Origin of the sequence: Paenibacillus sp. PastM-3 (assembly GCF_029893965.1) — a bacterium.
GTDB lineage: Bacteria > Bacillota > Bacilli > Paenibacillales > Paenibacillaceae > Paenibacillus_AQ.
Window position 1 is genome coordinate 70,643 of the sequence record NZ_JARXXP010000002.1, and the last position, 25,488, is coordinate 96,130.

The window sequence follows — 25,488 nt, forward strand, 5'->3', positions numbered from 1 at the left end:
CCGTAATTTATAATGTCATTTCATGTCAGTAACGGTACTTACACCTTCAAAAACTTGCGGATCGACACGGTACTTCCCCAAATTCCGATCAGCATCCCCAGCCCCACCAGCAGACCGCAGAGCAGCACCCAGATTTCATTGAACGGGATCATCTGCAGCCCCAGCATCGGGTCTCCCTGTACGGAACGGGTCAGACTGCTGTAGCCAATATACAGAGCTCCGGAAGTCACCAGTGAGCCGATCAGCCCGATCAGTGCCCCTTCCACAAAAAACGGCCAGCGGATAAAAGCGTTTGTCGCCCCTACCAGCTTCATAATGCCAATCTCCTTGCGGCGGGCAAGAATCGTTACACGAATCGTATTGGAGATCAGGAACATGGACATCAAGGCCAGTCCCGCTACAAAAACAAAACCTATATTGCGCACAGCGCGCGTAATCTTGAACAGCGTCTCTACTGAGCCTTTACCGTAGTTCACTTTATATATCGGCTGCTCGTCATGCGTTTTGTTTAGTGCTTCTATCTTATCTGCTACAAACGGGACTGTGGTCGGTTCAATCACTTCGACCAGCAGCTTGTCCGGCAGCGGGTTATTATCTTCGTCAAAGCCTTCCAGCAGCTCGGCTGCATCCGGTCCCATATCCTCACGGAACTCAATCAGCCCCTGCTCCTTGGATACAAACTCTACTTTGCTGACTTCCGGCATGCTGCCGATTTCGTTCTGCAGGGTTTCCCGCATCTTCTGGTCAGTATTAAGCGTCAGATGCACATTGATCTGCACCTGGCTGTCCGCCTTGTCGGCGATGGAATTCACATTGAGTACAAGCAGAATAAAGACACCGAGCACGAATAGGGAGACGACGATAGATGTGATGGAGGCCACCGACATCCAGCCGTTGCGGAATACATTTTTGAAGCCTTCCCGCATATGGCGCAAGAAGGTTTTAAAACTCATAACCGTATTCCCCTCTCACCTGGTCTCTGACAATATTGCCATGCTCGATTGCAAGCACCCGTTTGCGCATTTTATTAACAATATCCCTGTTATGGGTAGCCATTACAATGGTTGTACCGCGGAAATTAATTTCATCAAGCAGCTGCATAATGCCCCATGAGGTCTCCGGGTCCAGGTTGCCGGTAGGCTCGTCCGCAATAATGACCGACGGATTGTTGACAATCGCCCGGGCAATCGCAATCCGCTGCTGCTCCCCGCCCGAGAGCTGGGAGGGTTCACGGTTCGCCTTGCTGCGCAATCCCACCAGATCAAGCACCTCGTTGACGCGCTTCTTGATAATTTTCTTTGGGGCTTCAATGACCTCCATCGCAAAAGCGATATTCTCATACGCCGTCAGCCTCGGCAGCAGCCGGAAATCCTGAAACACTACGCCGATATTGCGCCTTACGTAAGGGATTTTACGCGGCTTGAGCTTGCCGATGTTGAACCCGCCTACAGAAATCTGGCCTTTGGTAGGCGTCTCTTCTCTATAAATTAATTTCATAAATGTTGATTTTCCGGCGCCGGACGGTCCGACAACATACACGAATTCGTTGCGGTCGATCTTCACGGATATTCCCTGTAGAGCGTGGGTTCCGTTGGGGTATGTCTTCCATACATCCTGCATTTCGATCAAAGTTATCACTTCCCGATTTTGTCGTATTCCGCCGGCTGGCCGTCTGGTTCGACACCAAACCGCGAAAGTTTCCATAAACTGCCCCGTCATCACAGGCTTATCCATTGTAACAAATCTGTAACTAAATGAGTACCCCGAAAGTTTTTGGGGACTCGCTCATATACATAAAACAGGCCTTCACCTGACCGGCTGCCATTCCATTGTTATACATTCGAGCATCTCTTGAGAAAATCCTGCCAGCCGCTGCCCTACCTCTTATATATCGGCTGGAAATTACGAACGGTAAGCTTGCAACTCCGGCCTGCGCTGCTGCCCTGCGCAAATATACCGCCCGAAGGAGATCTTCTGATGAAAAAAATCCACCTCGCCCTTATTGCGGCCATCGCGCTGCTTCTGACCAGCTCTTTGCTGGCCGGCGGGCTTCATTTATATGTGGGCCAGCAGACCCTGCCCAAGGGCACCCGGCTGGCAGGCTGGGATATCGGCGGCCTGGACATAGCCGAAGTCCGCAGCGGGCTGGCAGACCGGCTGCACACGCTCGAAACCCTCCCCCTGATTCTCAAAGCAGGAGCTAATACGGAGTTGACCGTCACCCTGCAGGAGGCGGGAGTATCCTATGAAGCCGAGAGCTTCCTTCAGGGCCTAAAGGCATTGTCCGAAGGCCACATGCTCGACAGGGCCAAGGCCCGGCACCGCTTTGCCGGGAGCTGGGACCTTGGTATCCACCTGGAGATTGAACATCTGCAATCCAGTTTAAGCCCCGCCTGGGAAAGCGAGTCCTTCGGCAATCCGGTCGATGCGACCCGGCGTATTACAGAAGATGACCGGGTGGTCTACACCGCAGAGACCACCTCCTATGAGGTGGACTGGCATGGGCTGGAGCTCGCCCTGCGGACGGCTCTGCCCACAAGGCTGGGCAGCCCGGATATTCTGCTGGGTAAGAGCATTACCCTGGAGGTGCCCTTGACTGTTAAAGAGCCCGCTATTACCTTAAAGGCTCTTAAGGATCAGGGGATTGAACGGAAAATCACGCAATTCAGCACCTCGCTGGGCTTAAGCGGGCCGGGGCGCACCTTTAACGTAGAAGCGGCCGCCAAGGCGGTGAACGGTACCATCCTGCCGCCGGATGCTGTTTTTGATTATGGCAAGGCGATTGAAAAGGCCCAGCGGGAATCCGGGCTGCGCGAAGCACCGGTTATTGTCAACGGTAAGCTGCAGCCTGGAACCGGCGGGGGCATCTGCCAGGTATCCAGTACCCTCTATAACGCCGCCCTCAGGGCCGGCCTCGATATTGTGGAGCGGCGCAACCACTCCCTGCCGGTCAATTATCTGCCCAAAGGCCAGGATGCCACGTTTGCCCAGGGCTACATCAATTTCCGGTTCCGCAACAATACCGGCAAATACCTGATCATCAAGGCGGCCGTTGAAGGCCGGACCTTGACCGTGAAGCTGTTTGGCACGTTCCCGAAAAACGTATATTATACCGTCCAGTCCCAGACCGTCGAAATCCTGCAGCCTGCGGCCAGATACTTCAGTGATGCCTCGCTGCCCCGCGGAGGCACACGCGTGCTCCAGAGCGGCAAGGTCGGGTATGTAGTAGAAACTTATATTACGCGTTATGTCGATGGCAAAGCGGTGGAGAAAAAAAAGCTGTCCCGCGATGTCTATCCGGCCCAGAAGCAGGTAATTGCCATTAACCGGGGCGGGATGAGCAAGGTTGTCCAGCCTGAACCCGTTAAGAAGCCTCTGGTCGAAGACGGCGTGCGCAGCAATGAATAAAACTTGCAAAAGACGGTCAGAATCAGCTCTGACCGTCTTTTTAAATGCTACTGTGTAATTCACCTTAGAACAGAGTATCCGGTGACATATCAATTCTCCAATAGCCGTTTACTTTCTTCAGCTTCACCACTACATCCGCATTGTCCCCCTGCCCGTTAGGCTGAGGCACACTGAGCTCAAATACTGCCGTGGTTGCTGTTTTGGAGACCATTCTGGCAGTAGCCTTATCGAACTGGAGGTGATTCCCTACATCTGCGTTAACCTGGGCCATTCTGCCTTTCATTTCAAGAAATTGCGTTTGAACATAAAAAGCAGCCGCATTGTGCGTAAACCCTCTTTTTATGTAATTCATCAGCTGCTGCTTGGTGCCAAGATCACTGGAAAGATAGCGGTACTCGAGTCCGTTGTAGACAAATTTCTCTGCCCCCAGGATATTGCCTGCGCCGCTCGCATAGGTGTACAGCTTCTTGGCGTGAACGACCAGCGGAATGACACTTTTGACCGTCAGATTATTGATCGTCGCAGGACCCTCTTTGCCAGGCAGAGAGGCTGCTACTGTCTTGACCGCTGTGCTTCCTACTGCAGGCGTAGCCGCCAGCGCCCCGCTTCCCGCCGAAACCAGACCGAGCGACAAGGCCAGCGTACCGATCATCCACTTTTTGTTCATCTTAAGTTCCTCCTCTTTATTCTGCTTCATAGTAGAGTGTGTTACATTCCATTGCTGCGTTCACTACTTTATACCTTACGGCAGCCTGTAAGCTAAAATACCCATTCCTTCCAATAATGAAAACGGATTTACCGCCACTCCGCGCAAAAAAACTCCACCTTCCCGGAAAGGGAAAACGGAGTATGCGTACATCATTTATTTGCTGATATGAGCCTGAATGATTATTCGGGGGAATCCGCCTGATAATAGGCCGTGAAAGCCACGTTTGCCGTCAGGATGCTGCCGGGATTTTGTGCGGTTGGAAATTCATAAGGCTGCTGAAAAGCAAAGGAATCGACCGTTACCAGTCTTGGCATTTTATTCAGCTGCTTCAGCCACTCATGAATCTCGGCATATCCGCCTTCAATGATAGCCGTCATCTTGACCTCCTGCAGTCCGGCTGCGGAGGCTGCCGCTACTCCCGCCCAGGTACTTGCTGTACTTGTGCCTGTCAGCGAGAAACCGATGTCCTTCAATCTGGCATGGGAGCTGTCGCCGATCGCCTTCAGATCATTGATCAGCGCCTCGCTGCCGTCGCCGGACGGAATAGCGGCCAGCGCCGTCTCTTCGTCTGCGCTCAGGCTGTCTCCCGCGGCTTTGAGCTCATTAATCTTGTTATCCATCACCGATCTTTCCCGCTCCAGCAGAGAAAGCTCACTATCTTGCATTGCTATATCACTGCTTACCGGACGAATCGCCAGCATGTAAAAAGCAAACAGAATCAGAAACAGGATGAGCATTCCCATGACAATCGGCGAACGGTACTTGTTAATCTGTTCCACTGATATCCGCTCCTTCCTCTGTAGCAGCCTGCACATCCGCCCCTGACAGCTCAACGGCTTCAGGTGCCATATTCACACGGTATACTGCCGTGTATTTAATCAGATTGGATACACTGCCGCCAGCTGTCCCGGTGCCTGCTCCGCCTTCGGTTAACTTTTCAATGGCCGCTTCGCGTGCGAACGGCATGCCCCGGAGGGAAGTCAGGTACGCTCCGCTGTGCGCCATATCTGTAAAGTTCACGGTCAGCAGCAGATCTCCGCGGAAAGAAAAGCTGATCTCACGGATTGCAGCGGCATAAGGCAGCTTCGACTGCAGCTCATTAAGCACAGCCGCGGCATTTACCCGGCTCGCAGACAAAGCCGCAATGATCGCTGCCCGGTCAAAGCTGCCGCTTCCGGCCCCGCTGTTGTTCAGGCTGGCAAGCTCAAGCTGCAGAGCTGCATTCTGCTCCTGGACACTCTGCAATTGTGCGCGCTGCTCATCATACTCTCCACGGACAGAAGCGTATAGAATCCCTGTTCCGACAGCGCCAAGCACCCAGACGGCTGCAAGCGTGACTGCCAGATACGGAAATACAATGCTCTCGCGGTCCTCACGCGGCAGCAGATTAATATTGCGCAGCTTGGGATCGCGCAGCGCCGCCCCGGCAGCCACCCGGTAATCATTGAGGCTGTTGTCCGGCCGTACACCTGCTGCGAACTGGTCGGCGGCTATCGGGGCGATCGCCAGCTCCGGCAGCGCCGCCTGCAGCTCCTGCTGCAGCTCTCTGCGCATGTCAGGCGCTCCTGTAATCAGCAGCTCCGTTATCCGCGTTGAGCCGTCATGCAAGCTGTACTGGTAAAAGCTCAGCATCCGCGAGATTTCCGCTGTAATTTCCACGATCTGCTCAGCGGACAAGTGATCCTGGGAGGCTGCCGTAGCAGCTTCCGCCTCGGCTTCAGCAGCAAACCGCTGCTCTTTGCTTAAATCGAACGGCAACGGCTGCGGCCGGCCCAGATCCACCAGATTGATCGTCCGCATAAACACCGGATTTCCGCTGCGGAACATATAAATATCGAGCAGCGACTGCTCGAGATGAATCAGCATCGTCTCATTAAAGGAGTGCCCGTAGCCTGCAACAATACTGCGTGCCAGCGCGGTTGCCGAAACCTCGACGCTTTTGATTTTCAGGCCGGCCTCTTCCAGCACATCCACGTAGTCCTGAACAACCTTGCGCGGCGCGGCAAAGATAATCAGCTGGCTCTCGTTCTCATTCTGTCCGGTAATGACATAATCGTACACCGGATTCTCGAAGGGCAGATGCAGCCCGGTTTCCACCTCCAGCTTCACCAACTGGTCGATCTGTTTTTCCGCCGTACTCGGAATCGTCATTTTGCGGATGATCATCTGTGAAGGGGGGATCGACAGGTTCACTGCGCTGCCGCGGAGCCCTTTGGTCTTCACCCATTGTTTCAGCCGGTCCAGCAGTGCCTCGCTGTCAGCCACCTGATTCTCTACAATCATTCCCGGCAGCAGCGGCATGAACCTCTTTTTATGGACTTGCTTCGCCTGATTATTCTTGAAGCTGATATAGCGGATACCTGTCTGCTCAATGGAGACTCCGGCCGCTTTGTTACCTATTCCAAACATGCTATAAAGTTCCTCCTAACGGATGAGCGCGAGATAACCGCTGATAAGTTGTGAACCGTAAGCGAATGCAATCAGTGATCCCGCCGCCAGCCACGGTCCAAACGGAACAGGCTGTCTGCGCTTCACCTTCCCCAGCAGCATCAGCACCACACCGGCAATCGTTCCCAGTGCACAAGCTATCATAAACGCCAAAATAACATTGGGAAAGCCGACTACCCAGCCCAGCAGCGCGAACAGCTTCATATCCCCCATGCCCATACCCCCGAGCAGTGCCAGCAGAAGAAGAATGATGCCGCCTGCCGCGCCTCCAAGCAGATGGGACCACAGCGGCCCTTGCGGAAACAGCAGCACCAGCACCAGAAGCAGCGGCAGAAAAAACAGCAGCACCTTGTTCGGGATCAGCATATATTTCAGGTCAGCCACGGTCACGATCACAGCCAGGCTGACGAGCACAAATCCGGTAATCCCTTGACCGGTTAGCCCAAACTGCAGATAAATCCATAAGAACAGAAGCCCTGTTGCCGCCTCACCCAGCATATACAGCGGTGACACCTTTGCCCCGCAATGCCGGCACTTGCCCCCAGCCAGGATGTAGCTTGCCACCGGCAGCAGATCCCGTGCCGTCAGCCGCGTTCCGCAGCTCGTACAATGCGACGGCGGCCGCACCAGCGACTCCCCCGCCGGCACCCGCAGTGCTACTACATTATAGAAGGAGCCCAGAATCAGGCCGACAAGCGTGATGTATACTGCGATAACAATGGTCATGGGGGTTGGGTTCCTGTTCTGTGGATTTTAAAAAAGGAATCGGGAATTCCGATTCCTTTGGGAATTTATTACAGTTTAGTATTCAATATCTGAGCTGCTGAATAGGTTCTCTTCGCTGTAGAGCTACCATCTACAAATATTGTAATAGCACCGTCAGTTTTTAGCTGTCCATTTTCATAAACAACGGTGCCACCTGTTATTTCAGTTTTGGTGCTTGGTAGTAAAATCGGATCTTCTAAGTATTTCTTTTCTTGAAGGCCAATTCTTGCTGTGGCTCCAGTAGTTGAATTAGCTGCGGATGAACTAATTATATTTATAGTTACTGACCCTGCCGAACCATCAAGTTCAGAAGTTACATACATACGAGAAGCCTCATAAATCTGCCTGGCAGTAGCTAGATCCGCCTTATCTCCAGTATTATTTATCAAACCACTAATCATTGGAATTGCAATAACCGCAATGATACCCATAATAACAATAACCGCCAATAACTCAATCAGCGTAAACCCCTTTTCCTCTTTACCCGCCTTGCCCAGCTTCTTGCGAATTGCCTGTGCCAACATAATATTTCCCCCTCATAATTGATGTTATTGAATAAGACCGATACTCCGTTATCTGTGTACTTCCTAGCTGTCCTGTTGCTGTCATCCAATGTACTTGTCCTATTCCAGCAGGCTCTGGAGTCTGCTTCTGCTCCCGGTCCGCCTGCCTGGCGTCACCCCTCTCAATCTATGCAAGGAGCACATGGCTCACATATTACTGTACAGACTGAACATCGGCAGCATAATCGCTGCTACAATCACACCTACTACGCCTGCTAAAAAAGCTATCAGCAAAGGCTCCAGCAGCGACTTCAGCCGGTCAACCGTATTCTCCACGTCCATCTCATAAAAGTCTGCTACCTTGGAGAGCATCTGATCTAGCGCCCCGGTCTCTTCACCGATGGCAATCATCTGCGTAACCAGTGGCGGGAATACCCATGCTTTCTTGAGCGGCTCCGAGAGTGGTTTCCCCTGTCTGAGGGAGTCCGCAGCACTGCGGATATATCCGCCGATCACCTTGTTTCCGGCAACCTCCTCCACAATGGACAAGGCCTGGAGAATGGGCACCGAACTCGCATAAAGCGAAGAAAAGGTCCGCGTAAACTGTGCGATTGAACCCTTCTGATTCAATTTGCCGAATACAGGAATTTTGAGCTTGGCATAATCGAGTGCGTAAGCACCCTTTTCAGTCCGTTTAGCGATCATAAAACCAGCCGCAAGCAGAATGATAACGATCAGCCATATATACCATTGTCCCTGAATGCTTTTGCTGAGCGCCAATACCATCTTGGTTATTGCCGGCAGCTCGGCATTCATGGATTCGAACATGCTGACAAACTGGGGCACAATGGCCCACAGCAGATAGACAACAGCCGCTACTGCCATTACGGCAACAGTCACAGGATAAGTCAGTGCTGACTTAATCTTTTCTGTAGTGGTATGCTGCTTCTCAAAATAAACCGCCAGCCGCTCAAGCGTCCCTTCCAGATCACCCGATTCTTCCCCGGCCCGGATCATGCTGATGAACAGCGGCGGAAAAATCTTCTTATGATCCTGAATCGCCTGTGACAAGGCTACCCCGCGCAGCAGGCTGGAGTTAACATCCTGCAGCGCTTTGCTGAGCGGCTTGCTCTCTGTCTGCTCTGCCAGAATTCTTGTAGCATCTACAATAGATACTCCAGCTCGCATCAAGGTGGCAAACTGCCGGCAATAGATAATAAAATGAATGGTCTTCACCGGATTGCCGATATAGATTTCCATCGACAGAATGGAAGACTTCTGTTCGACCAGGGAGAACACGGTCAGTCCCCGCTTACGCAGCTCCTCCATCGCCGATCCTTTATCTGAAGCTGTCAGCTTGCCTTTAAGCTGTTTGCCCGCGCTGGTCCGGACCTGATACTCGAATTGGGGCATCAGCCGCTCACCTCCGTGAGATAACCTCTGGCCGCTTCAGGCTCAATCAGCCCCAGCTGCAGCTGCTCGCGGATGTTCATCTCAAGGGTATGCATGCCGAGCGCACGGCTGGTCTGCATGACATTTTTGAGCTGATGCGTCTTTTCGGTCCGGATCATGTTGGCCACTGCCGGTGTATTAATCAGCAGCTCGGTCGAACACAACCGCCCCTTTCCGCCAGCCCGCGGAAACAACCGCTGCGAAAGGACCGCCAGCAGCACTGATGCCAGCTGGGAACGGATCTGCCCCTGCTGATGCCCGGGAAACGTGTCAATGATCCGGTCAATCGTCTGCGGCGCATCGGTTGTATGCAGCGTAGCCATGACCAGATGTCCCGTCTCAGCCGCTGTAACCGCCGCAGAGATCGTCTCCAGATCACGCATTTCCCCAACCAGGATAACATCGGGGTCCTGTCGGAGCACTGCCCTTAAACCGCTGGCGAAGCTGCCGGTATCACTGCCCACTTCACGCTGATCAATCAGGCAAGTCCCGTGGCTGTGCAGGAACTCTATCGGATCCTCCAGCGTAACAATATGCTTGCTGGCAGTCCGGTTAATATAATTCAGCATAGCGGCAAGCGTTGACGACTTGCCGCTGCCCGTAGGGCCAGTCACCAGAATGAGACCCTGAGGTTTCATCGCCAGTCCAGAAAGCACTCCCGGCAGTGACAGCTGCTCCATGCTGGGAATTTGAGCCGGTATGGACCGCGCTGCAATGCTGACCTGACCGCGCTGCCGGTACACGTTCACGCGGTATCTTACTCCGTCATCCAGCGGATAAGAAAAGTCGAATTCCCCTTTATTGCGGAACTCCACGCTTCTCTCACTCCCCAGCAGCAAATCGGCCATATAAGCCGCTTCCTCCGGACTGACCCTTGCTCCTTCCAGTGGGATCAGCTTTCCGTCAATCCGCATGACCGGAGGTGAACCAACAGAAATATGCAAATCTGAAGCCTTGGAAGCAAAGGCCATATATAGCAATTGAACAATATCCCATGAAAAGGCTGGCACTTTTGTCTCCCCCTAAACTCTAATGCGACACCGTCTCGCGCATAACCTCCTGCAGGGTGGTTATGCCTTTGGAGACTTTGAGGAATCCATCCTCCATCAGATGCACCATACCCTGCGCCTTGCCTGCAGCACGGAGCTCTTCAATGGATGCCGATTCGGTGATCATCTGGCGCAGATGATCGTTAATGGTCAATACCTCGTGAATCGCAATCCGGCCTCTGAAGCCGGTATTATTACAGCTGCCGCAGCCTCTGCCGCGGTAGATAACCCGGTCTGGCAAGCCGTACCGGCGCAGCATGATCGATTCCTGCTCGGTTGGCGCATGCTCTTCCCGGCAATCCGGGCAGATTTTGCGCACCAGACGCTGGGCAACTACTCCCAGCAGCGAGGAGGCAATCAGATAGGGCTCTACTCCCATATCCCGCAGCCGCAGAATCGTACTGACTGCATCATTCGTATGCAATGTGGATAATACCAAATGCCCGGTCAGGGAGGCGCGGACCGCGATTTCTGCAGTGTCGGTGTCGCGGATTTCCCCTACCATAACGATGTTCGGGTCCTGCCGCAGAATGGAACGCAGTCCGGCGGCAAAGGTCAGTCCGATCGCCGGATTGACGTGCACCTGGTTGACCCCTTCCAGCTGATATTCCACTGGATCTTCGATTGTTATTATATTGGCGCTTTCGGTATTCAGCTGATTAAGGGCTGCATACAGCGTGGTAGATTTACCGCTGCCCGTAGGCCCGGTAATCAGGATAATGCCGTAAGGCTTGCTGATCATATCCTGAAACGCTACGGCATTCCAGTCACTGAATCCCAGACTGTCGACCGTCTTCACCCCGGTGCTCAGATCAAGCAGGCGGAGTACGATCTTCTCACCGTGCATCGTTGGCAGCGAGGATACGCGGATGTCGACCATTTTGTAATCGAACTGCATCTTGATCCGGCCGTCCTGCGGCAGCCGCCGCTCGGCGATGTTAAGCTTGGCCATAATCTTGAGTCTGGCCGTGATGAACCCCTGCATCTGCTTGGGGATAATCCGCTCTGTACGCAGCGTTCCGTCAATCCGGTAACGGATGGACAGGTTATTTTCACCCGGGTCCACATGGATATCTGATGCCCTTAACGAAACAGCCTGCTGAATCATCTGGTTCACAAGCCGCACAATCGGCGAATCCTCATCCGTGATTTCGGTTTCTTCGATCTCTTCCTGCGAGGGCAGCTCCACCATCATCTGGCTCATCGAATCCCGCATGCCGTAGTGGCGGGCAATCGCCCGTGTAAGCTCGTCCCGGCTGGAAATCGCAGGCTCGATGCGGAAGCCGGTGCTCATGCGCAGATCCTCAATCGCAAAATAATCGAGCGGGTCGGCCATCGCCACCATCAGCTTGCTGCCCTCTTTCATGAAGGGGAGCACCTGATAACGCTTGGCCATGCTCTCAGGAATGATCTGCGTGATGGCCGGATCGATCTGATACTTGAACAGGCTGACATGGGGAATCCCAAGCTGGAATTCAAGGACCTCAATAAGCTGCTGCTCGGTAATATAGCCCTGGGTGATCAGCAGATCGCCCAGTTTGCGCTTGGATTTGCGCTGTTCCACCAGCGCTTCTTCAAGCTGCTCCTGAGAGATAATTCCGTTTTCGACCAGCAAATCGCCCAGCCTTTTTTTCATGATAGCCATACCCTTTTCACTCCAGAGCGCTTAAATTTTGTCGTATACAGCCTCTCCCGGACCCGGCCGGCAGTCCTGCTTAATTTAACCTATGTATATTGTAAAAATATTTCAAATTTAATAGTTATTTAGTCTCACTTTTCGGAAAACACGCATATCTTTTAATTGCCTATCTACTAAATATGTCCTAGAATGATATATAGCATAGATTGGTACTTTTTACAACGAAAACAGCCGCCAGATACACCCATTAAATTACATAATGCATTCATGTTTGACAGAAAGCATGAATTATATATCGGCCAGGGAGAGATGATGATGAAGCGTATGAAAAAGAAAAGGTTGTATTTTGTTTCAGGCCTGGCCCTGCTGATGCTGCTTGTACTTCCTGTATGGAGCCTGCTTTCCAAGATCGACGCTGATCAGACTGTTTATCCGATTCGTATCCTCGAAGTAACACAAGACGGAATAAGCCAACTAACCTCCTATACATCCGGTATTCCTGATCTTACTGTTGTTACCATGAGCATGAAGAAATTCGTTGCTCTCCGCGATGATTTAGACGGTCAGTATGATGCCTTATATATCGGTAAGGGTGCTTACAGTCCCGCTACACTTGGTAATATTAAGGATAAGTCTGTAAATGAACGGGCCCAGGCCATGGATACCAGCTTAATCCAGAATGACATCACTAAACTTAGAGCGGGCGACATCACTAATCTCTTTATTAACAAGGGGTTATATGTTATTTTCCATGACCAGACTTTCATCGATAAGGAAGCCCAGCCGGCAAACGCCAGAGGAATTCTGTATGACACATTCAACTCTCTTCGCACCAGTAACTCCAAAACCAATGTATTTTTCTGGAACGATGCCAAGCTTACCGAATTTTCCACAGACCTGAAGAGCAGCAATTCCAGATATCTTGCCGGACTTAAACAGCGCCCGCAACTGCAGATTACCAACAGCAGTGAGATCGGCAACTATAATCCTGCCGCTGCAAACGGGAAGGTCTATAAGCCCGGAGACAAGCTCGCTTTCAACTTTAATATCAGTAATGCCGTTAATCTGGCCAATAACCCGTTAACGGTTAAATTGTATATCAATCTTGATAAATCAATCGCCATGAGCGAGCAGCAGGTAGTAGCTTCTGCCAAAGTAAACCGTAGCAACGGAACCCTGGAATACACACTCCCCCGGACCTTCTCGGGCCTTTTGTACTGGAAGCTGGAAATCAGCGATCCTGCCAGTGCACAGCAATTAAAGGATTTTGAGCAGGGGAGCATCCGTTACCGCGGGGAGAAAACGATTGTTAAGGTGCTTCAGATTACACCCGCCTCAGACCAAAGCAATCTGACAAGTGCAGCCAACATGCAAAGCGCCTATCTGAATAAAGAGGATTACGAGCTGCAAATCAAGACCATGACAATGGCCAACTTCAATACCTATATCAAAGACACCTATACAGCCACAGGCCAGTACGGCCTTAATGGCGTCTATGACATGCTGCTCTTCGGATTCCGCGATGAATATTACAAGTATGCGATTCTGTCTTCCCAGGCTATAACCGCAGTTAAAGATTTCATTGAGGTCTCCAAGCAGAGCGCCATGTTCACTCATGATACTGTGATTAATATTTACGGTGACAACACCTGGGTAAGCAACTTCAAAAATATTACCGGGCAAAAGGAACCTGTGGTCAATTTCGGCCATAATGCGCTGAATATGTCGACAAAGGTCAAGCCGGTAAATGACGGCCTGCTGATGCAATATCCTTTTTATCTCAGCAAACAGGATGCCTCCGGCGCCCAGGTTAGCATTGCAGAGCCAAAGGTAGCTCCTACACATAATCAGTATTTCACACTTGACCTGGAGGATCGTGAAGTCATTCCTTGGTATAACATTCTGAGCGAGTCGAACAACGCTTTAGGCGGCACCTCTAACAATACCTACAAGCGAACTCCTGACGACAGCTGGAACCATTATTATACTTATTCCAAAGGAAACGTAACGTACTCAGGCACCGGCCATCTTTTCGGCTCCGGGCTTAACAGCAGCCTTGCTGTCTTCCCTGACTGGGAACAGCAACTGTTTGTCAACACGATGTACAGAGCCTTTATGGGTGCCAATCATGCACCGCAAATCACGGTATATACTCCTGCGCCTGAAACGGTTATTCCGTCTTATCAGGATAAACTGACTGTCAGCTATTCGGTAGCCGATCTGGACTTTAAGGACCGCACGCTAACCACTGGCATTAAGTTTATGGTAAACAATCAGGAATTAACCGATATGACCGTTACCGGACAGCAGATTTTCTCAGAAGAAGTGGTGACCAAGACCTTTAGAAATCCGCTGCCGGAAGGCGGAAACGTAGAAATTGTAATTACCGCAAAGGATGCGCAGGGTGCAATGGTGTCTACAACGATACCTGTTACAATCCGCAAAGCGGATGCTTCCCTGTCCATCAGCCGCAACCAATCGGCTACCACAATTGAAAAAGGCAAGTCTGTTACGATTGACTACAGCATTTCACCAAATGTCATCAAGTATAATCTGGTCCAAACAGACTATCGGGGTAAGCAATCACTGGTTATTTCCAACCTGCAGTATGTGGAGCATTTCCCGGCTAATCTGGAATTTAGCGGTACCTTGCCTGATTATCTGGTCAAAACAGGCACTTTGCAGGAAGGCTACACAATAACAGGTACATTCCCGGATATAACTTACAATTTAGCTACCGACGCTAATGGGGAGCAATACTATAAACCGGTTAATCCTGCTGATTCTACTGTTCCACTAGCTTACAAATTCACGTTAACTGCAGTGCCGCAGGAAAAGAAATCCTATATCATGGATAATTCCAAAATAACCTTTAACGAAATCCATGCTCCTGCTTTGCCGGCGGCTACAGCTACACCAATTGCTACAGCTGAGTCAACACCGACGCCGACACCAACGCCAACCCCGGCTCCTACGCCGACGCCGATTGTTTTTCCGGGATCTTCTGAGCCGATAACATCGCTCGGGGTTGCCAAGGACTACTCCATTTATATGCTGGAAGATATCGACTACTCGCCTACCTCTTTTCAGAATAAAGGGCGTACAGCGGCTGGGGGATCTATAACAGCTCAGGGGTTAACTTTAGGTGGTGGGCTGCCAGCCAATCAGACAGGGCCAGTGCTCATAGCAGGTAAAAATATAGATTGGGGCAATTGGGGAGGATCTATAAACGGTAAGGCTTATTATGGCGGTACTGTTAAAGCTCCTGATTATCTTCTTAAAAATACTGAACAGAACAGCACCTTTCCTTTTGCAAAAGTTAATGAAAGCTTAATTAAGCTCTCAGCCTATTTGGCCACGCTGCCGGGCATTAAAGTAGATGCTGTTATCGCTAATGACCGTAATGATTTTACAGTTACGGGTACAGATCCAAAGCTTAATGTTTTCTACGTCACTCTTAAGGATAATTCTAAATACATTAGTGCTGTAAAAGTTGATGCTCCCGCAGATTCAACCGTAGTCATCAACGTTGTGGGTACTTCCGCCAAGTTCGGGAATGGTTCCATTACGCTGGTAAATGTTAAGCCTAATAATGTCCTGTTCAATTTCTATCAGGCCACTTCCGTGCTGTCAGAAAGCTATGCGATCAAGGAATCCATTCTGGCTCCTAATGCAAATATTCAATTGACCGGCACCTACGAAGGAACCATTATCGGCAGAAAGCTGTCACCAGTATGGAGCAACGGAGTAGATATCACTTACGCATACCCGTTCACCGGCTCCTGGCCGGCGATGCCTGCACCGGAGGCTACAACAGCTCCAACGACGACGCCAGATGCAACAGCGACACCGGCACCGACGGTTGCTCCAACTCTTGCTCCAACGGCAACACCATTACCGCTTATACCGGTAACAATGAACTTTTCAAGAATTGATCTGGAGGCCATTGTTAAGGTCAGCTCGATTAATCTGACAGGCGGTACGATTCTTGTTAACACCACCCTGAAATTGCTGCCTGAAGTTTTGCCCGATGATGCTAACAATAAAGATGTAGACTGGAGAATTGTAGAAGGCAGCAGCATTGTTAATATCGACAGCGCCGGACTGGTTACCGGACTTACAGAGGGAACCGCAACAATTGTAGCGGTTGCCAGAGACGGCAGTAATGTCACTAGCAATACCGCAGTAATTAAGGTTGAAAATCCTGTCCCTGTACGCACCGTGACAATCTCGGCAAATGATGGACTGGTTAATCAACCTATCAATTTAACTGCAACATATAATAGTACTCAGACTGAAACAGATATTAAGTATTCCTGGGAAGTTAAAGACTCTAACGGGAATCTATTGCAGAACCTGCTTAGCGGTGCTAATCAGAATCCGGCAATCTTTACAGCAACTCAGTCTGGAAGCTACACTATTACCGTAACTGTCACTAGCAGTAGTAATACCCAAGGAACTCCGGCTAGTTACAAAATCAACATTACTAATCCTTTGACAGACTTTACAATCAACAGTAAAGATTATGTAATGATGGGCAAATCGATTGATCTGACACTCAGTGATTTCAAGCCGAATAACGCTGACCATTATCAGATTTCCTGGAGTCTTCCTGGTACTGGTAACCATTATGCGCAGTTGACTAAGGCGGAAGGCGACACCGATAACACCAAATATACGCTGATGGGTACTGCAGCAACAGATTCGCTTACAGTCACCGTCACAGCCGGTACCATCACCAAAACCAAAGTAATTAAGATTCTGCAGCTTACTTCAATGGCATTCTCCAAGGATGTGTTCGAGATTACAGTTGGCGGGGCTCCTCTGGATCTCAATAAAGAGCTCTGGTTTATGCCGCGGGATATTACGATTGATGATGTAAGGGATAAGCTGAAATGGGAAATCACCTACCCCGGCATTGCTTCGTTTGCAGATCCTGTTACTGTGGACAATCAGGGAATTATTTTTGGTAAGCAAAAAGGAAGCACATTGGTAACAGTGACCTATGACAGTGACCCTAATAATCCAGATAACCCGGTAATCAAAGCGAGCACATTGATCAAAGTAGTACCGCTCACTAATGATGACCGTTATTAACCAGTTCAGTATGTAAACAAGAAGAGCCCGCTGCCTCAGGTTATTCCTGAAGGCAACGGGCTCTTTGGTTATTTGTTAATTATTAATCAGCTGCAGCGGGCCTACATGGACATTTACGCTCGCCACTCTGGGCAGACTGGACTGCTGATTTTCATAAATATCATATTTGTAATCAATTACAAAGCGCTTCAGATCAACTCCCTGATTAATTAGCAGCTTACCGCCTGCCGCCGGCTCATCGACCCTGCCAACTACTGCATTTACCGTTAAATCTCCTTTGGCAAAAAATCCGCCCTTCAGCCGGAACATGGAACCTACACCGTATAGTTCCCCGCTGGAATCCGTGTAGAAAAAGGCCTCCATCGTATCTGAAGCTGATGGTTCGCTGACAGCAAAAGCGTTCAGCCGGTTTACCAGCACGCTCCCTTTTGAGATCAACACCAATTCTTTGGTTTTACCATTTAGCTGTATTCCCTTAATGTCGGCATCCTCGATAATCGTCTTTCCCAGGACGAACATAGTTGAATCGAACCTGATATCACCTTTGATCTTCACATCGCCGGTAACCAGAATATTGGCCCGCACATTTAAGAAGTCATTAAGATTATAGTTATTCAGCTCCAGATTACCTGTAACAATGAACCAGCTCGGTACAGCTCCGCTTTTAGGATCGGGCTGGCCGTTTGCCCCCTGCGGATAAAACAGCTTCTTGTATTCCAGTCCGTCAACTATTAAATTCCCGTTAAATACTACGGTAGAATTCAGTTCCTCTAATTTTTGCAACTCGCTGTTATATTGGCTCAGCTCGGCGTCATACTGATCTATTTGTGCTTGCGTCGACTCATCCCGATTTATTTTAACCGGGGCCGTCGGCATACCGTTAATGTGTATGACTCCAGTGCGGCTGTTCAACAGACTGTTCAAGGCAGGGATTCCGGAATTATAGGCCACACGGAGATCGTCCCGCAAATTTTTCTGCACAGTCTCACTTTGACCTGCCAGCAAACCTTGTGACAGCTTGTCCAGGAACGATTCTTCGACATTGATCTTGACAAACTTTTTTTGCTCTTTAATCTTGATTTTATCCGGAGTAATATGAAGTATTTGGGCCAAAACCCTTTTTCTTTCACTTTCATTTTGCGGAAGGTGAGCTGCTGCTGTCCGGTTCTCCTCATATTCAATACTGTCCATAGATTGGACATGCACCTCACCCAGCGCATTGGTATCACTGCCCATGGTCACTGTAGGGAAGTCGTTAATCGTATGATCATCATAAAATTGTTTCTTATAAATATACTCCGGTGTGTTGGTTACTACCAGCTTATCACCGGCATAGATGTTGCCCTGAAGCAGGGGGGCCCCGTTTAAAGTCAATGTCTGTTCCGAACCAAACGCATATTTAAGAAAATCCGGGTAGCTGTCAATCACAATCTGCTGTCTCAGCTTCCGCTTAACTCCGTTTACCATGGCCGAAGAGGTGACATTAATCGTATATTTGATAGACTGCGTATCAATCTTTTTGCCTACAAAATCAATTCCCTCTACTGCACCGCTGCTGGTAGATTCAAGCTCTGTGCTCACCTTCAGACTGGATTTATTATTATTGAGCGTACTTAGAATCGTCTCAAGCTGTTTCGGATCGAGATTCTCAAGCTGTAAGCCGGTCAACTGAGACTGGATATAGGCCGTGGCCTCACTAAGACCTTTTTGGGCAAGATGCAGGGACTGTACGTCATTTTCCCTCGTTTCACTTCTTGCAGCCCCGCCAATCGTCGCGCTAAGAACCCCCAGGCCAAGTATGGTGAGCAGCAGCACGAGAAACATAACCAGCACCAGAGCAGAGCCGTTTTCATCCTTTTTTATGCGAATTCCCATATGGTTACGCTCCTAAAATCCAAATTTACTCTCCAGATTGAGCCTGCGGCTATCATCTCCGCGCTGCAGTATCAGTGACAGATTAATATTAATGAGTCCGCTCTCGCAGGGTTCTATGGAATTGGCACTACATTGCAAAGTAATAGCGGATGGGGAAGCCAGCTGAGAAGTAATGGAGGTACGTACATCATTTCCGCCTACAGCCGGGGTTACAGCATTGTCCAAAGTACCGGCAGGAACGTCTTTTATTAAAAGCTCGCCTCCCGAAATGCCGATCTTCACCTTCTCCGTTCCCCCGCTTCCGTCATCGCGCTGCAGAAAAATCGCCGTATCGATCACGCCATTATTGGAGCTTGTACTGGAATAGACCGTTGTCGGAGCAAAGGTATAGATTTCAGTGATGATTGCCGACATCAGCAGGTCACTTTCATCCCGCAGTGTATTTTCCATGGTAACTCTCTCGTAGCTCTGAATACCGAACATCATCACACCGTAGATCAGTCCGGCTACCAGCGAGAATAAAGACAGGGCGGCGATAAGCTCTATAAGGGTTAGTCCCTCCTCCCGGCGAAGGCGGTCAGCGAATCGTTTCATCGGTAATATATCCCTCCACAACGGTTTGTCTGACATTGGCTCCGCCTTTGCCTGAATCCTTTACTCTAACCCGTACAGGCAGCAGATACTTCGCGGTAGCCGCCTCAACCGGATCACGGGAGGTGCTCATTTGCGAATGTAAAGCAGCTTGATATTCAATGTCTATGTGATAAGCAATCCCGTTAATTGTAGGATTCAGCACATTTGCCAGGGTCTGCACATCCTTCACGGCATTGCTGTAGAGACTGCAGCTCACTGTAGTTGACGTCAGGGGGACGCAGCCTGCTGCATTTATACTTGGATGTCCCGGTATTTCAGGCGTTGCTCCCTCAGCCTTTTTCCCTTGAAAATACTCATTTAGTTTCTGATAATCCTGCTTCTCCATATAAAACAGCGCATTACGAGCCAGATTCACCATAATGGTCTTGTTCTGGTTTGATTTTGAATAGGATAAGGCATTACTGAAGTAGGAGGTAAGTACCAGTGACACAATTGACAGGATGACGATGGCCGCCAGCACTTCAATTAAAGTAAACCCCCGCTCCCCTACCCGTTTCAATCTATGCTTGTCTTTCCCGGACATCCTGCTCACTCCCGAAGGTTATCTAATAGTTCACAATACCTATATCTATTATATTCTTTCCCCTCTTAACCCAGCAATCCTATTAGACATAATAATTCCAGCGATTTCTACTCTATATATCGGACATGCGCTGTGCTATCATTTGTCCTAAAAGGAGGAAATGACAATGGCTCTGATAGAATGCAGATTTTATTCGGAAGTGCTTGGTCTCAGCACCTCAATGACGGTGATTCTGCCGCAGCAGACGACTACGCAAATTGGACTTAATAATGTCAAAAGAGGGGAGCTTCACCCGACGCTCTACCTGCTCCACGGCCTGTCGGATGACGATTCGATCTGGCTGCGCCGGACCTCGATTGAACGGTATGTGGCTGAGCTGGGGATTGCGGTGGTTATGCCGCAGGTGCACCGGAGCTTTTATACGGATATGGCAGACGGGGGCCGGTACTGGACCTTCATCAGCGAGGAGCTGCCGGCGCTCGCCCGCTCGTTCTTCCCGCTCTCCCCTAAGCGTGAGGATAACTTCGTGGCCGGGCTCTCCATGGGCGGTTATGGGGCGATGAAGCTGGGACTGCGCAAGCCGGAGGCTTTTGCCGCTGCTGCCAGCCTGTCCGGGGCGCTCGATATGGCGCATCATTACATGAACCCGGAGGACCCTGCCAAGAGGTCGCAAGAGTATGCGAGGATCTTTGGTAATGCGGATATCGCCGGCACTCCGGATGATCTGCTGTGGCTGCTTCAGGAGGTCGATAAATCAAAGGGGCCTAAGCCGCTTCTTTACCAGTGCTGCGGTACCGAAGACTTCTTGTATGAGGACAATCAGGTGTTCCGTGCTGCCTGTGACAAAACCTCATTGTCATTAACCTATGAAGAAGGTCCAGGCGAGCATGAGTGGGGTTATTGGGATGCCAAAATCCAGGATGTGCTAAAGTGGCTGCCGTTGAGTAAATAATGAACAAATCTTCTTAAATGAAGTCATATTAAACAAGCCAGTCTTTGTGTAGACTGGCTTGTTACATCCTTTATGTTGAACGCCTTATACGTAGTATATATGGTAGTATATCATTTCCCATAACATCATGAATGGAATATCCGGGTATGCTTGGAACTCGTTGACCATCAAAATCCTCAATATTCTTGGGCACATGCCAGTGCCAAGGATCAAATTGTGTAATCTCATCCGGCGTTCCACCAGGATGGTAATGGGCATGGAATTTCTGGATAATCACTCCATTGTTTGCATACCAATCATAATAGTACTCGATGAGTTGACTTCCCTCGAAAATTTCACGACATTTAAGGTATCCATCATAATAATGAAATGTAATCTTTGCGTTGATTTCTCTGCCTTTTTTGTGGTCCAACTCTCCTCTTGGAGTTTCAGAATAACGTACTTCTAATATTTCTTTATAGAGGTACTCAAGGTTAGAAAAAACTGTTTTGTTAAGTCCGAGAAACTGATGTCGCACTAGCCAACCTCGCTTTGTATGACCACCAAATTGAAGCGTCGGTATCCTCTTGTGTGAGCTCTCTGATTGTCTTGTCTCCAAAAATCTCTTCAAATGGTCCGCCGTAATTTTTTTCAAATTCTAGAATGGATTCTGTCAGATATGTAACCTCATCAACTGCAGGTTCCTGGTTCTCAGCTTCCCAATTTGCTTTAAGAACTGAAACAGAAACAGATTTACCATTTGCAAAGGTAACTACTGAGTCTTCCGGGATTCTGGCCCAACGCTTTTCTTCTTTTTCAACCCCCTTTATCTTACCCTCACGAATCCAGGTATTAACCGTCTGTACAGAAACACCGATATACTTGGCTACTTCTGTAGTCGAAAAGGATACTGAACTGGTTTGTTCGTTTCCTGATTCTTGCGAGATGTGTTGGAGCAACATCGAAGTATACTCATAGAGTTTGTCCCTATCAAGAAAATAAGCTTCATCCCATAGGTTAATGTAACGCTCAGCACCTTTAACTGTGACAAGCAGGTTTTTTAGAAGAGCCGCCGTAATAAGTATGTCAGTATCAACCATACTCTTCACGTAACTCTGAGCTGGAGCTCCTGTTAACATTGTTCTTTCAATCACTGTTGGACGCATAATCATATCACCTCTCCTCCTCATTATACATTCTATGTTCAAATAATCAATAAAGTGAAAGTAAACTGAAAGAAAATTTAAATATTATTATTAACCTTTTATTATTTTTTAACCGATTTCCTAAGAAAAATTCAGTCGGATAAATAAGAAGACTGCCTATTCCGTATTTATACGGTAAGGACAGCCTTCTTTCTAAGTCATATGTGATAAGATACTTCATCTGATCATGTTTGATTTCTGGATCAGTCCAATTGCTTATTCAGCACTTCCCGCATGCTGCGCTACCCACTTACCCGCTTCAAGCAGGGCAGCTTCAGCCCGCTCAATCGCCGCTTTTACCTGTACTGTCGCTGTACCGCCATAGACGTTACGGGCGTTCACTACAGCCTCAGGCTGCAGGACAGCATAGATCTGGTCGTCGAACAACGGGGAGAACTGCTTGAATTCATCCAGGGTCAGGTCTAGCAGGAATTTGCCTTCGTTGATGCAGTAGAGCACGGTTTTGCCGATTACCTCATGCGCCTGGCGGAAAGGCAGACCCTTGCCAACCAGGAAGTCCGCAATGTCGGTCGCGTTGGAGAAGTCGGTGTTGACCGCTTCGCGCATCCGGCCCTTATTCACCTTCATGGTGGAGATCATCGGTGCGAACAGCTGCAAGGCGCCTGTCAGCGTAGCTACTGTGTCGAACATGCCTTCCTTGTCTTCCTGCATATCCTTGTTGTAAGCCAGCGGCAGCGATTTAAGCACAGTCAGCAGGCCGATCAGGTTACCGTAGACACGGCCTGTTTTGCCGCGTACCAGTTCAGGTACGTCAGGGTTTTTCTTCTGCGGCATAATGCTGCTGCCGGTGCAGAACGCATCGTCCAGCTCCACGAAGCTGAACTCGGTGCTGCTCCACAGCACCAGCTCTTCGCTGAGCCGGGACAGGTGGGTCATGATCAGCGCTGCGTTAGCCAGGAACTCGACGATGAAGTCGCGGTCGCTGACAGCATCCAGACTGTTCTCATACACACTGTCGAAACCAAGCTGCTCAGCCACAAAATGACGGTCGATCGGGAACGTCGTTCCGGCCAGTGCCCCGGCGCCCAGCGGCAGCACGTTAATCCGCTTGTAGCTGTCTGTCAGGCGCTCCGCATCGCGGCGGAACATCGACACGTAAGCCAGCAAGTGATGGGCGAACAGGATCGGCTGTGCACGCTGCAGATGCGTGTAGCCCGGTACAATCGTATCCACATTGTCTTTGGCTTGTTCAATCAAGGCTTCCTGCAGCTCGTGCAGCAGGCCAACGAACTCGACCACCCGGTTGCGGAGGTAGAGGTGCATATCTGTCGCTACCTGGTCGTTGCGGCTGCGCCCTGTGTGCAGCTTGCCGCCGACCGGACCCACTTCCTCGATCAGGTTCTTCTCAATATTCATGTGAATGTCTTCATCCGCTACGGAGAATTCAATCTTGCCTGCACGAACCTTTTCCAGCACCTTGTTCAGTCCGGCCTTGATTGTCTCAACATCCTCCTGCGGAAGAATACCGCATTTGCCCAGCATCGTGACATGGGCCAGACTGCCCTGTACATCCTCTTCGGCCAGTGCCTTATCGAATCCGATGGATGCTGTATACTCCTCCACCAGCTTGTTCGTTCCTTTGGTAAACCGTCCGCCCCAAAGCTTGCTCACCTGATATGTCCTCCTCTGATAGACGATAGAAGGGCCGCTCCTGTCCTGTCGGAGGAACGGCCTTCTGGTGTCCGCTTATATTATGTTCTGTTATGAAACCGCTGAGCGGTTAAGTAGAAACGGCTACGCCGTCCTAAACCGGACGTTATCCGTTTCTGCGAGAAATATAAGGATGATTTATAGCGTAAAACTTATAAATCCTTATATTTTAAATATTCTACTTATTAGATTCTGCTACGCCGGAGGAAACCTTCAGACGCAGTGCGTTCAGGCGGATAAAGCCTGTTGCATCGCCCTGATCATAAGCCTGAGTCGGGTCTGCTTCCATTGTCGCAATGTCCGGATTGTACAGGCTGACCGGTGATTTTACGCCGGCGCCGATGATGTTGCCTTTGTACAGCTTCACGCGGACTGTACCTGTTACATTCTTCTGGCTCTCGTTCACCAGTGCCTGCAGCGCGAGGCGCTCAGGAGCGAACCAGAATCCGTTGTACACCAGCGTACTGTAACGGGTGATCAGGCTGTCGCGCAGGTTCATCACTTCACGGTCCATGGTGATGGATTCCATTTTGCGGTGTGCGGTGAACAGGATGGTTCCGCCCGGGGTCTCATAGACGCCGCGGCTCTTCATGCCGACAAAACGGTTCTCGACCATATCCACACGTCCGATTCCGTGCTTGCCGCCCAGCTCATTCAGCTTCTCCATTACCTGCAGCGGAGTCAAGGCTTCGCCGTTCAGGGCTACACAGTTCCCCTTCAGGAAGTCCAGCTCCAGGTATTCCGCTTCATCCGGAGCATCCTCAGGGGCGTTGCTGAGCAGGAACATTTCTTTGTTCTCCGGAGCACTTGGGTCAAACCAAGGATCTTCGAGCACGCCGCTCTCATAGCTGATATGCAGCAGGTTGCGGTCCATCGAGTACGGCTTAGCAGCCGAAGCCTGTACCGGAATGCCGTTCGCTTCCGCGTAGGCGATCATTTCCGCGCGGCCCGGGAACTGGTTGCGGAACTCTTCCAGCCGCCAAGGTGCAATCACCTTGATGTTCGGCGATAACGCCGCCGCATTCAGCTCGAAGCGGACCTGGTCATTGCCTTTGCCGGTTGCGCCGTGGGCAATGGCTGTAGCGCCTTCTGCGATCGCAATGTCCACCATACGCTTAGCGATCAGCGGACGGGCAATACTGGTGCCGAGCAGATATTGGCCTTCATACAAAGCGCCCGACTGGAACATCGGATAGATGAAATCACTCGCGAACTCATCGCGCAGATCATCAATGTAGACCTTCGATGCGCCGGTCGCCAGTGCCTTTTCCTCCAGGCCGTCCAGCTCTTCCTTCTGGCCGATATCGGCAGTGAAGGCAATAATCTCTGCATCATAGGTTTCTTTCAGCCATTTCAGAATGACTGAGGTATCCAGCCCGCCGGAATAGGCGAGTACAATTTTTTCTTTAGGCATGGGGGTGCAACTTCCTTTCGGTTGGGGGTATAGGATGGGCTTATGAAATAACAGCTAATATAACTCCGGTGCTCGGACGCAAGCTGCGTGAATGTTTGGACTTCCGGTCGCTGTTGTCTTCAGATTTCCTGATTTGAACCGCTAT

The 25,488-nt window shown here is 50.1% G+C and carries 20 protein-coding genes; 3 read left to right on the plus strand and 17 right to left on the minus strand.

The annotated features are described in order from the left end of the window. Positions 1 to 38: 38 nt before the first annotated feature. Both ftsX and ftsE read right to left on the minus strand, forming a co-directional pair. Entirely contained in the window at positions 39 to 953 is a 915-nt protein-coding gene (gene ftsX, locus M2108_RS04200) for a permease-like cell division protein FtsX (protein WP_277468251.1), read from the minus strand. Then, positions 943 to 1,629, minus strand: coding sequence for a cell division ATP-binding protein FtsE (gene ftsE / locus M2108_RS04205; RefSeq protein ID WP_277468250.1), 687 nt, complete (start codon positions 1,627 to 1,629; stop codon positions 943 to 945). The genes ftsX and ftsE overlap by 11 nt, the downstream gene beginning before the upstream one ends. 348 nt (positions 1,630 to 1,977) lie before the next feature. Here ftsE and M2108_RS04210 point away from each other — a divergent pair, with 348 nt between their 5' ends. Continuing rightward, entirely contained in the window at positions 1,978 to 3,408 is a 1,431-nt protein-coding gene (locus tag M2108_RS04210) for a VanW family protein (RefSeq protein ID WP_277468249.1), read from the plus strand. Between the two features lie 64 nt (positions 3,409 to 3,472). On the opposite strand, the gene M2108_RS04215 is transcribed toward M2108_RS04210, so the two are convergent. The 8 genes from M2108_RS04215 to M2108_RS04250 all read right to left on the minus strand — a co-directional run bounded on the left by M2108_RS04215 (position 3,473) and on the right by M2108_RS04250 (position 11,979). After that, complete coding sequence (locus M2108_RS04215) at positions 3,473 to 4,075, minus strand: DL-endopeptidase inhibitor IseA family protein (protein WP_277468248.1); 603 nt, start codon at positions 4,073 to 4,075, stop codon at positions 3,473 to 3,475. Between the two features lie 221 nt (positions 4,076 to 4,296). Continuing rightward, a complete protein-coding gene (gene pilO / locus M2108_RS04220; RefSeq protein ID WP_277468247.1) occupies positions 4,297 to 4,896 on the minus strand; it encodes a type 4a pilus biogenesis protein PilO in 600 nt (199 codons plus the stop codon). Next, a complete protein-coding gene (gene pilM, locus M2108_RS04225) occupies positions 4,883 to 6,526 on the minus strand; it encodes a type IV pilus biogenesis protein PilM (RefSeq protein WP_277468246.1) in 1,644 nt (547 codons plus the stop codon). The genes pilO and pilM overlap by 14 nt, the downstream gene beginning before the upstream one ends. Before the next feature lie 15 nt (positions 6,527 to 6,541). Further along, complete coding sequence (locus tag M2108_RS04230; RefSeq protein ID WP_277468245.1) at positions 6,542 to 7,291, minus strand: prepilin peptidase; 750 nt, start codon at positions 7,289 to 7,291, stop codon at positions 6,542 to 6,544. A 68-nt stretch (positions 7,292 to 7,359) separates the two neighbouring features. After that, positions 7,360 to 7,854 carry a type II secretion system protein gene (locus M2108_RS04235; RefSeq protein ID WP_277468244.1) on the minus strand — a complete coding sequence of 165 codons (495 nt, stop codon included), beginning with the start codon at positions 7,852 to 7,854 and terminating at the stop codon, positions 7,360 to 7,362. 186 nt (positions 7,855 to 8,040) lie between these two features. Beyond that, positions 8,041 to 9,246: a type II secretion system F family protein gene (locus M2108_RS04240; protein WP_221796778.1), complete on the minus strand. Its 1,206-nt coding sequence runs from the start codon at positions 9,244 to 9,246 to the stop codon at positions 8,041 to 8,043. Continuing rightward, positions 9,246 to 10,295 (minus strand): type IV pilus twitching motility protein PilT, encoded by a 1,050-nt coding sequence (locus M2108_RS04245; RefSeq protein WP_277468243.1) that lies wholly within the window; start codon positions 10,293 to 10,295, stop codon positions 9,246 to 9,248. Before M2108_RS04245 ends, M2108_RS04240 begins: the two co-directional genes overlap by 1 nt. A gap of 19 nt (positions 10,296 to 10,314) precedes the next feature. Then, positions 10,315 to 11,979 (minus strand): GspE/PulE family protein, encoded by a 1,665-nt coding sequence (locus M2108_RS04250; RefSeq protein ID WP_277468242.1) that lies wholly within the window; start codon positions 11,977 to 11,979, stop codon positions 10,315 to 10,317. A gap of 309 nt (positions 11,980 to 12,288) precedes the next feature. Between M2108_RS04250 and M2108_RS04255 the strand changes: the two genes are divergently transcribed. After that, a complete protein-coding gene (locus tag M2108_RS04255) occupies positions 12,289 to 17,070 on the plus strand; it encodes a choice-of-anchor A family protein (protein ID WP_277468241.1) in 4,782 nt (1,593 codons plus the stop codon). 75 nt (positions 17,071 to 17,145) lie between these two features. Here M2108_RS04255 and M2108_RS04260 read toward each other — a convergent pair whose 3' ends face one another. The 3 genes from M2108_RS04260 to M2108_RS04270 are packed head-to-tail and all read right to left on the minus strand — an operon-like array spanning position 17,146 to position 20,122. After that, complete coding sequence (locus M2108_RS04260) at positions 17,146 to 18,945, minus strand: hypothetical protein (RefSeq protein WP_277468240.1); 1,800 nt, start codon at positions 18,943 to 18,945, stop codon at positions 17,146 to 17,148. A gap of 12 nt (positions 18,946 to 18,957) precedes the next feature. Continuing rightward, on the minus strand, positions 18,958 to 19,539 hold the full coding sequence (locus M2108_RS04265; protein ID WP_277468239.1) for a PulJ/GspJ family protein: 582 nt from the start codon (positions 19,537 to 19,539) through the stop codon (positions 18,958 to 18,960). After that, a complete protein-coding gene (locus tag M2108_RS04270; RefSeq protein WP_277468238.1) occupies positions 19,523 to 20,122 on the minus strand; it encodes a prepilin-type N-terminal cleavage/methylation domain-containing protein in 600 nt (199 codons plus the stop codon). Before M2108_RS04270 ends, M2108_RS04265 begins: the two co-directional genes overlap by 17 nt. A gap of 166 nt (positions 20,123 to 20,288) precedes the next feature. Here M2108_RS04270 and M2108_RS04275 point away from each other — a divergent pair, with 166 nt between their 5' ends. Continuing rightward, complete coding sequence (locus tag M2108_RS04275) at positions 20,289 to 21,074, plus strand: alpha/beta hydrolase (protein ID WP_277468237.1); 786 nt, start codon at positions 20,289 to 20,291, stop codon at positions 21,072 to 21,074. Positions 21,075 to 21,144: 70 nt separating this feature from the next. On the opposite strand, the gene M2108_RS04280 is transcribed toward M2108_RS04275, so the two are convergent. From M2108_RS04280 to M2108_RS04295, 4 genes are all read right to left on the minus strand, one after another. Then, positions 21,145 to 21,591, minus strand: coding sequence for a hypothetical protein (locus M2108_RS04280; protein WP_277468236.1), 447 nt, complete (start codon positions 21,589 to 21,591; stop codon positions 21,145 to 21,147). Next, entirely contained in the window at positions 21,566 to 22,225 is a 660-nt protein-coding gene (locus M2108_RS04285; RefSeq protein ID WP_277468235.1) for a helix-turn-helix domain-containing protein, read from the minus strand. The genes M2108_RS04280 and M2108_RS04285 overlap by 26 nt, the downstream gene beginning before the upstream one ends. A 249-nt stretch (positions 22,226 to 22,474) precedes the next feature. After that, positions 22,475 to 23,890, minus strand: coding sequence for an argininosuccinate lyase (gene argH, locus M2108_RS04290; RefSeq protein ID WP_277468234.1), 1,416 nt, complete (start codon positions 23,888 to 23,890; stop codon positions 22,475 to 22,477). Positions 23,891 to 24,107: 217 nt separating this feature from the next. After that, positions 24,108 to 25,343: an argininosuccinate synthase gene (locus tag M2108_RS04295; protein WP_068724664.1), complete on the minus strand. Its 1,236-nt coding sequence runs from the start codon at positions 25,341 to 25,343 to the stop codon at positions 24,108 to 24,110. Positions 25,344 to 25,488 lie beyond the last annotated feature (145 nt).